General features: G+C 64.4%; 15 protein-coding genes. 2 read left to right on the plus strand and 13 right to left on the minus strand.

From position 1 onward, the window contains the following. Positions 1–13 precede the first annotated feature (13 nt). Genes merA through merT form a run of 4 tightly spaced genes read right to left on the minus strand, consistent with a single transcriptional unit; the run spans position 14 to position 2,553 of the window. Complete coding sequence (gene merA, locus H7850_RS14965; RefSeq protein ID WP_084671690.1) at positions 14–1,663, minus strand: mercury(II) reductase; 1,650 nt, start codon at positions 1,661–1,663, stop codon at positions 14–16. After that, positions 1,656–1,907, minus strand: a complete 252-nt coding sequence (merF, locus tag H7850_RS14970; protein ID WP_072824491.1) for a mercury resistance system transport protein MerF — start codon at positions 1,905–1,907, stop codon at positions 1,656–1,658. The genes merA and merF overlap by 8 nt, the downstream gene beginning before the upstream one ends. A gap of 2 nt (positions 1,908–1,909) precedes the next feature. Continuing rightward, entirely contained in the window at positions 1,910–2,188 is a 279-nt protein-coding gene (gene merP / locus H7850_RS14975; RefSeq protein WP_072824489.1) for a mercury resistance system periplasmic binding protein MerP, read from the minus strand. Positions 2,189–2,202: 14 nt separating this feature from the next. Continuing rightward, on the minus strand, positions 2,203–2,553 hold the full coding sequence (gene merT / locus H7850_RS14980; RefSeq protein ID WP_072824487.1) for a mercuric ion transporter MerT: 351 nt from the start codon (positions 2,551–2,553) through the stop codon (positions 2,203–2,205). A 73-nt stretch (positions 2,554–2,626) separates the two neighbouring features. On the opposite strand from merT, the gene merR reads away from it, so the two are divergent. Next, positions 2,627–3,067, plus strand: coding sequence for an Hg(II)-responsive transcriptional regulator (gene merR, locus H7850_RS14985; RefSeq protein WP_072824485.1), 441 nt, complete (start codon positions 2,627–2,629; stop codon positions 3,065–3,067). 193 nt (positions 3,068–3,260) lie between these two features. Here the strand turns inward: merR and H7850_RS14990 are convergent, their stop codons facing one another. The 9 genes from H7850_RS14990 to H7850_RS15025 form a co-directional block, all read right to left on the minus strand. After that, positions 3,261–3,884, minus strand: a complete 624-nt coding sequence (locus tag H7850_RS14990) for a hypothetical protein (RefSeq protein ID WP_319799292.1) — start codon at positions 3,882–3,884, stop codon at positions 3,261–3,263. Next, entirely contained in the window at positions 3,833–4,213 is a 381-nt protein-coding gene (locus H7850_RS18270; protein ID WP_319799293.1) for a hypothetical protein, read from the minus strand. The genes H7850_RS14990 and H7850_RS18270 overlap by 52 nt, the downstream gene beginning before the upstream one ends. 59 nt (positions 4,214–4,272) lie before the next feature. After that, the gene (locus H7850_RS14995; protein WP_072824483.1) at positions 4,273–4,851 is read right to left on the minus strand and encodes an SCO family protein; all 579 of its coding nucleotides are present in this window, start codon (positions 4,849–4,851) and stop codon (positions 4,273–4,275) included. A 10-nt stretch (positions 4,852–4,861) separates the two neighbouring features. Beyond that, positions 4,862–5,326 (minus strand): copper chaperone PCu(A)C, encoded by a 465-nt coding sequence (locus H7850_RS15000; RefSeq protein WP_227370340.1) that lies wholly within the window; start codon positions 5,324–5,326, stop codon positions 4,862–4,864. After that, positions 5,304–6,182, minus strand: a complete 879-nt coding sequence (locus tag H7850_RS15005; protein WP_072824479.1) for a cytochrome c oxidase assembly protein — start codon at positions 6,180–6,182, stop codon at positions 5,304–5,306. Before H7850_RS15005 ends, H7850_RS15000 begins: the two co-directional genes overlap by 23 nt. Before the next feature lie 89 nt (positions 6,183–6,271). Then, the gene (locus H7850_RS15010; RefSeq protein WP_084671687.1) at positions 6,272–7,288 is read right to left on the minus strand and encodes a L,D-transpeptidase family protein; all 1,017 of its coding nucleotides are present in this window, start codon (positions 7,286–7,288) and stop codon (positions 6,272–6,274) included. Between the two features lie 89 nt (positions 7,289–7,377). Beyond that, a complete protein-coding gene (gene lnt / locus H7850_RS15015) occupies positions 7,378–8,880 on the minus strand; it encodes an apolipoprotein N-acyltransferase (protein ID WP_072824477.1) in 1,503 nt (500 codons plus the stop codon). 4 nt (positions 8,881–8,884) lie between these two features. After that, complete coding sequence (gene lspA, locus H7850_RS15020) at positions 8,885–9,388, minus strand: signal peptidase II (protein WP_072824475.1); 504 nt, start codon at positions 9,386–9,388, stop codon at positions 8,885–8,887. Next, positions 9,385–11,580 carry a heavy metal translocating P-type ATPase gene (locus H7850_RS15025; protein ID WP_072824473.1) on the minus strand — a complete coding sequence of 732 codons (2,196 nt, stop codon included), beginning with the start codon at positions 11,578–11,580 and terminating at the stop codon, positions 9,385–9,387. Before H7850_RS15025 ends, lspA begins: the two co-directional genes overlap by 4 nt. 66 nt (positions 11,581–11,646) lie before the next feature. Between H7850_RS15025 and H7850_RS15030 the strand changes: the two genes are divergently transcribed. Further along, positions 11,647–12,126 (plus strand): MerR family transcriptional regulator, encoded by a 480-nt coding sequence (locus tag H7850_RS15030; RefSeq protein WP_072824471.1) that lies wholly within the window; start codon positions 11,647–11,649, stop codon positions 12,124–12,126. Positions 12,127–12,149 lie beyond the last annotated feature (23 nt).

A 12,149-nucleotide genomic window follows, 5' to 3' on the forward strand; every position in this document is an offset into this window, starting at 1 on the left:
CCCCCCATATCAGTTACCCCGCACAGCAGGACAACTGCTTCACGTCCTTGGTGAAGGTTTGGGCGCAGAGCTTGAGGCCTTCCACCATGGTCAGGTAGGGAAACAGCTCATCGCCGATGGCCTGCACGGTCATGTGGGCGCGCAGCGCCATCACGGCGGCCTGGATCAGTTCACCCGCCTTGGCCGTCACCGCCTGCACGCCCAGCAAGCGCCCCGACTCGCGTTCGGCCACCATCTTGATAAAGCCAAGGGTGTCGAAGTTGACCAGCGCCCGCGGCACGTTCTCCAGGTTGAGGATGCGAGTTTCCACGCTGACGCCCTGCTCGAGTGCCTCGGCTTCCGTGAGGCCGACGGTAGCCACCTGGGGGTCGGTGAAGATCACCGCCGGCATGGCGCTGAGATCCAGGGTGGCGTCGCCCTCCGTCATGTTGACGGCGGCCCGGCTGCCCCCGGCGGCGGCCACATAGACAAACTCCGGTTGATCGGTGCAGTCACCGGCGGCGTAGAGGCCCGGTACCGTGGTTTGCAGGTGCTCATCCACCAGAATCGCGCCACGCGCGGTTTCCACGCCGATACTCGCCAGGTTCAGGGCCTCGGTGTTGGGTGCGCGGCCGCTAGCCACCAGCAATTGCTCCGCCTGCAGGGTGCCGGCGTTGGTGTTCAGGGTGAACAGCTGGCCGTCATGGCTCACTTCGCTGGCCTGGGTTTGCTTGAGCACTTCGATGCCCTCACGGCGAAACGCCGCCTCCACGGCCTCACCCACCGCCGGGTCTTCCTGGGACAGCACTCGGCTGCGGGCCAGCACAGTGACCCGGCTGCCCAGCCGGGCGAAGGCCTGGGCCAATTCCAGGGCCACCACCGAGGCCCCGATCACCACCATCCGTTCGGGAATATGGTCCAGTGCCAGTGCGCTGGTGGAGGTCAGGTAAGGAGTGTCGGCCAGGCCCGGTACCGGCGGAACGGCCGGACGAGCGCCGGTACCGATGAAGGCGCGATCGAAGCGGACGGTTTGCTCGCCGCCTTCGCTGAGGGCAACGGTCAGGGTCCGCTCATCGACAAAGCGGGCCTCGCCCTGCACGACGGTAATGGCGGGATTATCATTCAGAATGCCCTGGTACTTGGCATCACGTAGTTCCTCCACCCGTGCTTGCTGCTGAGCCAGCAGTGCCGGACGATCCACCACCGGCGCCTGGGCGCTCAGGCCGGCATCGAAGGGACTTGCCGTGCGCAAGTGGGCGATGTGCGCGGCACGGATCATGATCTTCGAGGGCACGCAGCCGGTATTGACGCAGGTGCCGCCGATGATACCGCGTTCGATCAGGGTGATGCGGGCCCCACGCTCGTCGGCCTTCAGGGCCGCCGCCATGGCGGCGCCACCGCTGCCGATGACCGCGATATGCGGGGCGTCTTCATCGCGGCCCTTGGACACCGATGCGCCTGTCGGGGAAGGGCTCCCACTGTTGGCCAGTCGGGCCTGGTAGCCTAGTCGGGTCACGGCGAACGTCAGTGCCGAAGCCGGTGTACCCGGATCAACGGCTACCGACGCCGTTCCCTGAGGATAGGAAACCTCGGCCGAGTGCACGCCGGGCAGTTTCTCCAGGGCTTCCCTGACATGGGCCGCACAGCTGTCACAGGTCATGCCACTCACATTGAGTTCAATCATCACGTTTCTCCGAGGTTTCATGGGGACAACAGGTGTCCTGCTTACGCTTGCGGTGTCGAACGTAGAGAGGTAAGCCGATCACGATGGCCAGGGCCAGGACAGCAAACAGCACGTAGTCGAGATAGCCGGTCAGCGCGGCAAGGCCAGCCGTGCCGAACAGAATCAGGACTATTGGCACGACGCAACACAGTGCCATCAGCACGGTGCCAAGCACGACGCTTGAAAATTTCTTCGGATCTTTCACGCTTATTCCTTCACCGAGCTCGGATACCCCGCGTTGGTCGTCGCCTGGGTCAGCGCTTCCACGGACGTTCTGGTGTCGTCGAAGGTGACCACGGCCTCAAGATCCGGATAGCTCACGTCGACTTGCAAGACGCCTTCCACCTTGTTGAGCGCGGCCTTGACGGTGATGGGGCAAGCAGCGCAGGTCATGCCCGGCACCGAGAGCGTCACGGTCTGCAAGGCCGCCAGGGCAGGCATGCTGAGCAAGGCGAGTAGCGTGATGAGGGCGAATCGCATTCTCATGGACAAATCTCCTTTCAATAGAACAGGGGCAGGAAGTAGGGGAACACCAGGGCGATCAGTACCAGCAGCGACACCATCCAGAAGATCGCCTTATAGGCCGTTCTGACGCGTGGCACAGCACACACCTCACCCGGCCGGCACTGCTCCACTGGCCGAAAGATTCGGCGCCAGGCGAAGAACATGGCGACCAGCGCGACGCCGATGAACAGCGGGCGGTAGGGTTCCAGGGCCGTCAGGTTGCCGATCCAGGCGCCGGAAACGCCCAGCGTGATCAGCACCAGAGGCCCAAGGCAGCAAGCCGAGGCCAGAAGTGCCGCTACCCCTCCGGCGGCCAGGGGCCCTCGCCCTGTTTTTGACTTCCGCATTGACGTTTCTCCTTATCAGGACAGGGGTACTGAGATAAGGTTACTTCCGTAGCCGAGTACGGACTCAAGCACTATGCAGAATCAAGTGGAAACCCTGACCATCGGCGGTCTCGCCAAGGCCGCGGGCGTCAATGTCGAGACCATCCGCTATTATCAGCGACGCGGGATATTGCCGGAGCCGGAGCGGCCCTATGGCAGTATTCGCCGGTATGGCACAGCCGAGGTGGCGCGTCTGACCTTCGTGAAAACCGCGAAGCGACTGGGCTTCAGCCTGGGTGAGATCGCCGAGCTATTGCGCTTGGAGGATGGCACTCATTGCCAGGAGGCCAGCACCCTGGCCGAGCATAAACTGGCGGATGTGCAAGAGAAGATCGCCGGCCTGCGACGCATCGAGCGGACACTGGCCGAACTGGTACAGGCATGTCATGAGCGGGAGGGCAGCATCACCTGCCCGCTGATCGCCTCATTACACGAGGGCTCGATCAGCGGGGAGCGGTGGCTCCCCAGAAATTGAAACCGGCAAACCGCGGGACCTTCGGCAGATAGCCCGTCTCCATTCGCTGGATACGGGAGCCGGCGTGCTCGATGAGCTTGGGTATGTCGCGGTTGAGATGGCAGCCCCCCGCCACCACGCGACCATCTCCGCGGCAGACTCAAGCCCCCCTGACCAGCTCGACGCGTTGCGGATAACACATCTTCCGACTGCCTCAGCATCTGATCAAGTGACCAGGTACCCATCGTAGAAAGGCCACCATCCCGAACAGCTCCACCAGCGATTGCAGCACGATCACGACGATGGTCGCGCTCCAGGCTTCCGGCAGGGACAGTGCCAGTGGCAGCATGACGAAGGAGTTGCGGGTGCCAAAGCTGAAGGTGAGAGTGCGTCCCGTGGCAGGAGGCAGCCGGAACACCTGGCTGAGCAGCCTCCCGATGGTCGCGGCGATCACCAGGTAGAGAACAAAGACCACCAGTACCCGCCAAAGCAGGGTGCCGCTGTCGATTACTAGGTTGGCCTGGGAGCCGGCGATCAGCAAGACCACCAGTGCCAGCAGAGGGATGGGGAGCCAGCCCAACTCATCGATGATTCCCTTGAGGGCGACGTGTCGCATGGCCAACCGTTCGGTCAGCCAGGCCAAGACCAGAGGCGTGACGATTAGTCCAAAGAAGGCCGGCAGCAGGTGGCTGCTAGCAGTCAGTTCGATGGCCAACTCTCCCATGAACCACCACACATACACCGGCAGCATCACCAACTGAGCCAGCAGCAACAAGGGGGCCGCCGCTATCGCCCGCGTGCTGTCCCCTCCACCCAGATGGGCAAACTGATAAACCAATCCGTGCAGGGCACCAGCAGTACCAGGAGTACGCCGAGCCGAATGGCGGGCTCCTCCGGCAACAACAGTAACAGGGCACCGACGGCCAGCGGTATCAGCAGGAAGTTGCCTGCCAGGAGGGCGGCCATGAAACGCCGGTCACGAAAGGCACGGGTCAGATGAAGCAGGGGCACTTGGGTGAAGGTGGTGTAGAGCAGCACGCCCAGCAGTGGCCAGAGCCATGTCTCCCAACGTTGAGTCGTTTCCGGCGAGCCCCACCCGATCGCCATGCCGATCAGAATGGCGATGAAATAGATCCAGACCTGATGCTGCTCCAGTGTGGCGCGCATATGTCAGTGATGTCCTCGTCGGGGGAGAAACTGCTGCCGAGGCATGAGAGCCTGTCACCCTAGGTATCGTCGGCAAGCCTTTCGAGGTCGGCAACCACGGCCTCCAGGGGGTCGCTGTCCCGGATCAGCAGGCGTACCTCTCCCAGGTCATTGAAGGCGAAGACAGCGCTGGAGTGGGATACATCGTAGTTGCCGTTGTCGTCTTTCTCGCCATAGCCGTAGGTCACGCGATAGCGGCGCGTCAGGGCATCCAGGGCCTCCTTGTCTCCCGTTAATCCCACGAACTGGGGGCCGAAGGCGTCGGTATATTCCTTCAACGTCTCGGGATCATCGCGTGCCGGGTCGACCGAGACGAACAGCACCTGCATGTCTTCCTGGGTATCATCGTCAAGTCGCTTGATAGCCGTGCCAAGGCGCGCAAGCGTGGTCGGACAGACATCCGGGCAATGGGTGAAGCCGAAGAACAGCAGCGTCGGCTCGCCACGGAATGACTCGACATCCACGGTATTGCCCTTCTCGTCGGTCAGGGTGAACTCGAGGGGAGGCATCAGCCCCGAGATATCCTTGGTCTGCCATTCCTGCTCGCCGCAGCCTGTCAGCCAAAGCGATACGAGTACTGGAACTACCCACTTGCCCATGCCTTTCCTCCTACAGGCTCGCCGGTGATACGGTCTGGAAGGTCACGATTAGTCGTTGCGCGTCTTCGAACAAGAGGGTGACCTCGACCTCTTCACCGATAGCCAGCGGCCGCGCTCGCTGCATGAGCATCAGGTGGTACCCCTGCGGGGCAAATGCGATCTGCTCGCCCGCGGCCAGCTCAATCTGTTCGACCGGTTGCATGCTGGCGACGCCGTCCCGATCGACACTGCGATGCATCTCGACGCTGCCGAAGGCGGGGCTTTGTGCACCCACCAGGATGACGTCGGCATCACCGGTGTTACGTAGCGTGAAATAGCCTGCGGCTGGGAGGTCGCCCGGTAGCAGGCGTATGCGAGCTTCTTCTGTCGTCAGTGTCTCGGCAGCAAGCGCTGGAGGCGCGGCCACCAGGAATAAAGCGATGCCGCACACCGTGCGAATCAAGGACGATAGTTTATTGAACGGGATGGTTAGCACGGGCAAGGTCCTCATTACGCGCGTCACGGAAAAGAAAGCTGAGAATGATCAGAACTCCGATGGCACTCATCATCGTGGCCGGCACCCAGGTGATAAGGCCGCCAAGCCGCTGGTCATCCAGGGGGTCCAGCGGCCAGGCTCGGCCGCACACCTCATAGACATCGAAGATCACCTCCCGACTGAAGGCGATATAGGCCCCCAGGAGAATCTGCGGCGGGATCACCGCCAGCAGAATGGCGATGCGCTTGCCATAGCCGAGACCACCCTGCTGCGGCGTGCGGCGATCGAGGATCAGCCACCAGAACAGCAGGCCATCCAGTGCCATGCTCCAGTTCATCACCTGGTAGAGGTCGGCGCTGAGCATCGCGTCAAAATGGATCTCGGGAATCAACCAGAAATAGATCAGCCCGACGAACAGCACCGGTGCGATCAGCGGGTGCTGCAGTAGCCGGTAGAGTGGGCTCAGCAGGTCGACCGCAAGCCCCTTGCCCGGGAAATGTCTGATTCGGGCCGGCAAACCATCCGCCAGTACCGGCAGCGGAGCGGCCAAGGCGATCAGGAAGGGGGCTGCATGGTGCAGCACCAGGTGCTGGGCACGATGGGTAAAGAACATGTACTGGGCGAGATAGTCGTAATGGGTCTGGGTGACGACGTAGGTCGCCGCAACGCCCAACAGGTAGGCCACCGATCGTCTCACCCCCGTGGCGTCACCACGCAACCGGCGCTGCCGCAGCCCCCGCAGGTAGAGCAGGATGGCCATCAGGCAGGCCGCCGACCAGGTCAGCGAGAACTCCCATGGCAGCAGGTAGCCCAGAGCGTCTTCGAAGTCGATAGCCCTTCCCCCATCCCCCGACATGACTCAAGTGAACATAGAAGCCTGCTGCGCTCTGCCGCAAGCGGGTGCCGCCAACGCTATGGCGTTCCTCGGAAAGACTTTGGGCGCTCCTATGGCTGCCGGTCTTTCCCAAGGTGTGCCACCTCGGCATAGATTCCGTAGCGCCAATCCTCCTCTTGGCTCTCCGGCTCGCCCGCCGGCGCTGGAGACAGCGCCACGATGCGACCACTCGAGGCATCGAGCAGGCTTTCGAGCTGCCCATAGTCGAAGGTCATGCCTTCGCTGCCGAGTTGGTCGAGGCGTGTGAGGGTGTCGGCCAGTGTCGCCATATCGTGCTTTTCCTCTCCCAGGGGAGGAAACACCTGGACGAGGGGCCGGCCGCCATCCAAGCCGATCTTGATGGGCTGGTTGACGATCTGGACCTGGGTGCCGGCGGGTATGCGGTCGAAGATCGACTCGATGTCTTCGGGAAACATGCGAATGCAACCTCGGCTTGCCCGCATGCCGATGCCGTCCGGCTGATTGGTGCCGTGGATCAGGTAGCCATCGAACCCCAGGATAATGGCATGGTCCCCCAGCGGATTATCCGGGCCGGGAGGGACCACGCTCGGCGCCTCCTCGCCGCGCTCCCTGGCTTCTCGCTGTACCGACTCGGGTGGATACCAGGCGGGATTCTTGATGTTCATGGTGGTCTCGGTGACGCCGAGGGGCGTATCGAACCCCTCGCGACCGATACCAATGGGGTAGGTCTCGACGCGCGGCGTCTCACCATCGCCCACCTCCGGGTAGTAGTAGAGGCGCAGCTCGGCGATGTTGATGACGATACCGGTGCGCTCGGCATCGGGCAGGATGAAGCGTCCGGGAATGGTCACCTCGCTACCCTCGCCGGGAATCCAGAGACTCACGTCTGGATTGGCGCGCACGATCTCCTGGTACCCCAGGTTGTTTTGCCTGGCGATGTCGATCAGGGTCTGTTCCTGGTCGGCCACCGATACGCGGTAGGTATCGCCGATCACGTTACCCGTCTCGGGCAGCGGATAATGGCCGAGGGGTCTCTCGTCTTGTTCCTGGGCCAGCACGAGGCCGGAAAATGCCAAACCGGCCAGCATCCCTAACAGTGTGCGCATTCGCCGCTGCCACAACGAGACGTTCCCCGCTGTGCCCGAATGCGCTTTCGACAAAGCCATCATCCCCTCTCCTTTCGCCTGGTGGGTTGTCATCCAGACCGACGTTTGTTGAATGTCCAGCCAAGCAGCACCAGTAGCCCGGCCAGCAGCCAGATGGGCCAGCTGCCCGTGCGGGTGAAAGGGGTTTGGCCCTGCATGGGCACTGCCTCACCGCGCAGGCTGGTGACCTGGAACTGCGGTGCACGGGCGGTAATCCGCCCTTGGTGATCGATAATCGCCGTCACCCCGTTGCTGGTGGCACGAATAAGATAGCGGCCGTTCTCCAGGGCGCGCAGGCGGGCCATCTGCAAATGCTGCAGAGGGCCGATGGAGCGACCGAACCAGGTGTCGTTGGAGACCGTCAGCAGCAGCTCGGCACCGCGCGCCTGCTCGGCGACCCGGTCGGCGTAGATGATTTCGTAGCAGATGGCGTTGCCGATGGTGGTACCTGCTGCGTGGATCGGCCCCTGATCCTCGGGTCCGGGGGTCAGGGTCGGCATGGGCAGGTCGAACAAGGCGATGGTGCCGGCGAGCAGGCGCTCCAGCGGCAGGTACTCGCCGAAGGGCACCAGGTGCGCCTTGCGATACTCGCCCTCGGCGGCACCCAGGCCGATCACGCTGTTGTAGTAGTCGCCGCCGTCGCGCTGCAGGATGCCGGTGAGCAGGGCGGTGTCGGGGGCTAGGTTGGACTGCACCCGTTCCAGTATTGGCCGGGCCTGCACCTCGAGCATCGGCAGAGCCACCTCGGGCCAGACGATCAGGTCGATGCCGTCGGGCTGCTCCCCGGTCAACGCCGTGTAGATGTTGACTGCCTCGCGCTGGCCCTCGGGCGCCCACTTGATCGCCTGATCCAGGTTACTCTGCAGCAAGGCGACCCGCAGCGGCTCACCGGCCGGGGAGGTCCACTGGGTCGGCAGGGCCAGAGGGATGAGCCAGAGAGCAGCGATGGGCGCCGCAGCCCACCAGCGTCGGCGCAGCAGCTCCACGCCCAAGGTACCGGTCAGGGCGGTGGCCAGTGACAGCAGATAGACTCCGCCGACCGGGGCCCAGGCCGCCAGCGGCGAGTCGACCTGAGACGTGCCCAGCAGTAGCCAAGGAAACCCAGTAAACAGCCAGGTGCGCAGCCACTCGCTCACTACCCAGGCGCCGGCGAAGCTGAGGAAGGCCAGGCGTGGTCCCGTGACGCGGCGATAGAGCCCGAAGGGGACGGCGAAGAACAGCGCCAGGCTGGCCACGAACAGGCCAGTGAGGAAGAGCGCCAGAGGCGCCCCCGTATAGCCGTAGTCGTGGATCGCGACGAAGACCCAGGAGGCGCCGGAGCCGAACAGGCCCACGCCATAGCACCAGCCGCGCAGGGCGGCCTGAGCGGGTGTCAGGGCATGGATGCCGGAATAGACCAGTGCCACCGCCAGCGGGCCCAGCCACCACAGCGCGAAGGGCGCGGCGCTGAGCGTGGTCAGCCCCCCAGCAGTCAGAGCCAGCAAACAGCCGAGGGCCGGAGAGATCCGGCCGGCAAGCGTCATGTACCGGGCTGGCAGGTTCTCTGCATCCATGCCGTTACTCAGACACTCTGGAGGAGGGACGCTCACGCAAGGCCGCAATCGCAAAGGCGATGACACCCAGGAACAGGGCGATATCCGCCAGGTTGAAGGCGGGCCAGTGCCACTCACGCCAGTAGAAGTCCAGGTAGTCTATGACATACCCTCGTGCCAGGCGGTCGATGCCATTGCCCAGCGCGCCACCCAGCATCAAGCTGTATCCCAGCGCCTCCAGGCGGGGTCTGGGCCTGCACAGCAGTATCGTCAGGACGATAGTCACCATCCCCGTCAGGCCCAGGAAGAGATAGCGCTGCCAGCCGCCTGCATCGGCGAGGAAGCTGAAGGCTGCCCCCGTGTTCCACCAGTGGCCCCAGTTGAAGAACGGGGCTAGCGGGATGGTCTGGCCATAAGGCATCAGCGCCTGCACCAGCCCCTTGATGGCTTGGTCGGCCAGGCCGACCATGACGGCCAGTGCCAACCAGTACCAGCGGCGCGGCACTATCGGTATCCGCCCTGTCCTCATGATGTGGCTTTCTGGTAGCGCGGGCTCGCCGGGCCACTCGTGGCATTGCCTGGCGAGAAGCGATAGCCCAGCAGCCGCATGGCGTTCAGGGTCACCAGCACGGTGGCGCCGGTATCCGCCATCACCGCGATCCACATGCCGGTGATGCCCAGCGCCGTGGTCACCAGGAAAATGGCCTTCAGGCCCAGCGCCAGGGCGACGTTGGTCTTGACGTTGTGCAGCGTGGCCCGGGACAGGTCGATCAGCTCGGCGATGCCGCCGACGCGGTTCTTGAGCAGCGCCGCATCCGCGGTTTCCAGTGCCACATCCGTGCCGCCGCCCATGGCGATGCCAACTTCGGCCGCGGCCAGCGCGGGGGCGTCGTTGATGCCGTCGCCCACCTTGCCGACCGGCCCGCGTCCGGTGGCCTGCCATTGCTGCACGCGCTGGGCCTTGTCCTCGGGCATCAGCTCTCCATGTGCCTCGATGCCCAGGCTGTCACCGATGGCAGCGGCGGTACGCGCATTGTCGCCGCTGAGCATCACCGCCTGCACGCCCAGGCGCGACAGCGCTGTCAGCCCCTCCCGGGCATCGTCGCGAGGTTCATCGCGCACAGCGATCAGGCCTAGCGGACGCTCGCCTTCGACCAGCACGGCGAGACTCTTGCCGGCGTGTTCCAACTCGGCGATCCGAGCGGCCAGGTCGTGGTCGAGGGCGGCCTGTTCTGCCAGGTGGCGAGGCGTGATCAGGCTCAGCTCACGCCCCTCGACCCAACCGGCGACCCCTCGGCCCGCCATGGCGCGGCTCTCACTCGCCTGGGGCAATGAAAGCCCCTGTTGCTTCGCATGGGCGAGGATGGCCATGGCGATGGGGTGACTGGAATCACGCTCCATCGCGGCCGCCAGCCTCAGGATCTCCTGCGTGCTCTGGCCGGAGGCCCAGACCTCCACGTCGGTGACCTTGGGAGCACCGGCGGTGAGAGTGCCAGTCTTGTCCAGCGCCACCGTTCGGAGTTTGCCCAGTTGTTCAAGCACCGCGCCGCCCTTGATCAGCAAGCCCCGCCGGGCGCCCGCCGAGAGGCCGGCAGCGATGGCGGCGGGGGTCGAGATCACCAGGGCACAGGGACAAGCGATCAACAGCAGGGCCAGGGCGCGATAGACCGATTCCGACCAGGCCATGGTCGAGACCAGCGGCGGCACCACCGCCATCAGCAGGGCGAGCCCCACCACCGCCGGCATGTAGTAGCGAGCGAAGCGGTCGATGAAGCGTGCCACCGGTGCCTTGGCGGCCTGGGCCTCTTCCACCAGTCGGATGACCCGGGCGATGGTGTTGTCCTCGGCGCTGCGGGTTACCTCCACCTCCAGGGCGGCATCGAGGTTCACCGTGCCGGCGAAGACGTCATCGCCGGGGGCGCGCGATCGCGGCACGGACTCGCCGTTGATCGGTGACTCATCCAGATCGGATTCGCCGGTCAGGATACGCCCATCGCAGGGCACGCGGTCGCCCGGCCGCACCAGGACTCGCTGCCCGGGCGTGAGCGAGGCGGCCGAGACCTCACGGGTGTCCCCATCTTCCATCAGCCTCGCCGTGGACGGCGTCAGGTCCGCCAGGGCCGAGATACTGCGTCGTGCCCTCGACGCGGCCACTCCCTCCAGCAACTCGCCCACGGCGAACAGGAAGACCACCACTGCCGCCTCGGCGGCGGCATTGATGGCCAGGGCCCCCAGGGCGGCGATGCTCATCAGCATCTCGATGGTGAAGGGGTTGCGTTGTTTCAGCGCGCCCCAGGCGGCCTGCACGATGGACACCAGCCCCACCAGGGTGGCCGCGACGAAGGGCCAGTTGCCCAGGGCCGGCCAGGCCAGGCGCAGGGCGAAAGCCAGTACCAGTAAACATCCGGTGACGAGCACCAGGCGCCCCTTGGCGGTCTGCCACCAGGAGGCCGATGCGGTGGCGGATTCACTCGCTGCCTCTTCATCGACCAGGCGGTAGCCAAGCTCGTTGAGGGCTCGCTCGATCGCCTCATGAGGGGGCGTCGTGTTCTGTTGAGGATGTATTTTCACCGAGCCGGTGACCGAACTGGCCGACACCTCCGCGATGCCCGCCAGGCGGCCCAGCGCGGCCTCGACCTTGCGTTCGCAGCCACCACAGTCCATGCCCTCGACTCGTAAAGAGAGGGCCGGGGAAGTCTCCTGGTGCGTCGATTCGCCCATGGCGTCACTCCTTGAGATGATTTATCGTCTGAAGCATAAACCTTGTAGCGACTAGAGGTTCAAGCCATGTCCGGTGATACTACGCCAGCGCTTATTGATTGCCCCGCGCTCGGCATCGGTGAGCTGGCCCGACGCGCCGGCTGCAAGCCCGAAACGGTGCGCTACTACGAACGCATCGGGTTGCTTCGTGACGCCCCGCGCACCGAGGGCGGTCAGCGCCGCTACGGTGAGGCAGCTGTCAGGCGGCTGACGTTCATTCGCCATGCCCGTGACTTCGGCTTCTCGGTGGAGGCGGTGCGTGAGCTGCTGGAGATGGCGGACCATCCGCAGATGCCCTGCCACGAGGTCGATGCCATCGCCAAGCATCACCTGGAGGAGGTCGAGTCACGTCTTCAGCGGCTCTCCGCACTACGTGAAGAGCTCAGGAGGATGGTGGGCCAGTGTGCCGGTGGCAGGGTCGAGAGCTGCCGCATCATCGAGGTACTGAGCGATCATCAGCTGTGCATCGGCGAGTCAGCCCATGGCGGTGCCCAAGGCCTGGGGTAGCTTGTTCCATGCGTTTACCCTTC

Source organism: Halomonas sp. M20, from assembly GCF_020622265.1.
Lineage (GTDB): Bacteria > Pseudomonadota > Gammaproteobacteria > Pseudomonadales > Halomonadaceae > Modicisalibacter.

What these genes read in the sequence shown, in the direction of transcription:
- merA (WP_084671690.1), bottom strand. Translation starts at nt 1,663, where the DNA reads ATGATTGAACTCAATGTGAGTGGCATGACCTGTGACAGCTGTGCGGCC.
- merP (WP_072824489.1), bottom strand. Translation starts at nt 2,188, where the DNA reads ATGAGAATGCGATTCGCCCTCATCACGCTACTCGCCTTGCTCAGCATG.
- merT (WP_072824487.1), bottom strand. Translation starts at nt 2,553, where the DNA reads ATGCGGAAGTCAAAAACAGGGCGAGGGCCCCTGGCCGCCGGAGGGGTA.
- merR (WP_072824485.1), top strand. Translation starts at nt 2,627, where the DNA reads ATGCAGAATCAAGTGGAAACCCTGACCATCGGCGGTCTCGCCAAGGCC.
- H7850_RS18270 (WP_319799293.1), bottom strand. Translation starts at nt 4,213, where the DNA reads ATGCGCGCCACACTGGAGCAGCATCAGGTCTGGATCTATTTCATCGCC.
- H7850_RS14995 (WP_072824483.1), bottom strand. Translation starts at nt 4,851, where the DNA reads ATGGGCAAGTGGGTAGTTCCAGTACTCGTATCGCTTTGGCTGACAGGC.
- H7850_RS15005 (WP_072824479.1), bottom strand. Translation starts at nt 6,182, where the DNA reads ATGTCGGGGGATGGGGGAAGGGCTATCGACTTCGAAGACGCTCTGGGC.
- H7850_RS15010 (WP_084671687.1), bottom strand. Translation starts at nt 7,288, where the DNA reads ATGCGCACACTGTTAGGGATGCTGGCCGGTTTGGCATTTTCCGGCCTC.
- lnt (WP_072824477.1), bottom strand. Translation starts at nt 8,880, where the DNA reads ATGGATGCAGAGAACCTGCCAGCCCGGTACATGACGCTTGCCGGCCGG.
- lspA (WP_072824475.1), bottom strand. Translation starts at nt 9,388, where the DNA reads ATGAGGACAGGGCGGATACCGATAGTGCCGCGCCGCTGGTACTGGTTG.
- H7850_RS15025 (WP_072824473.1), bottom strand. Translation starts at nt 11,580, where the DNA reads ATGGGCGAATCGACGCACCAGGAGACTTCCCCGGCCCTCTCTTTACGA.
- H7850_RS15030 (WP_072824471.1), top strand. Translation starts at nt 11,647, where the DNA reads ATGTCCGGTGATACTACGCCAGCGCTTATTGATTGCCCCGCGCTCGGC.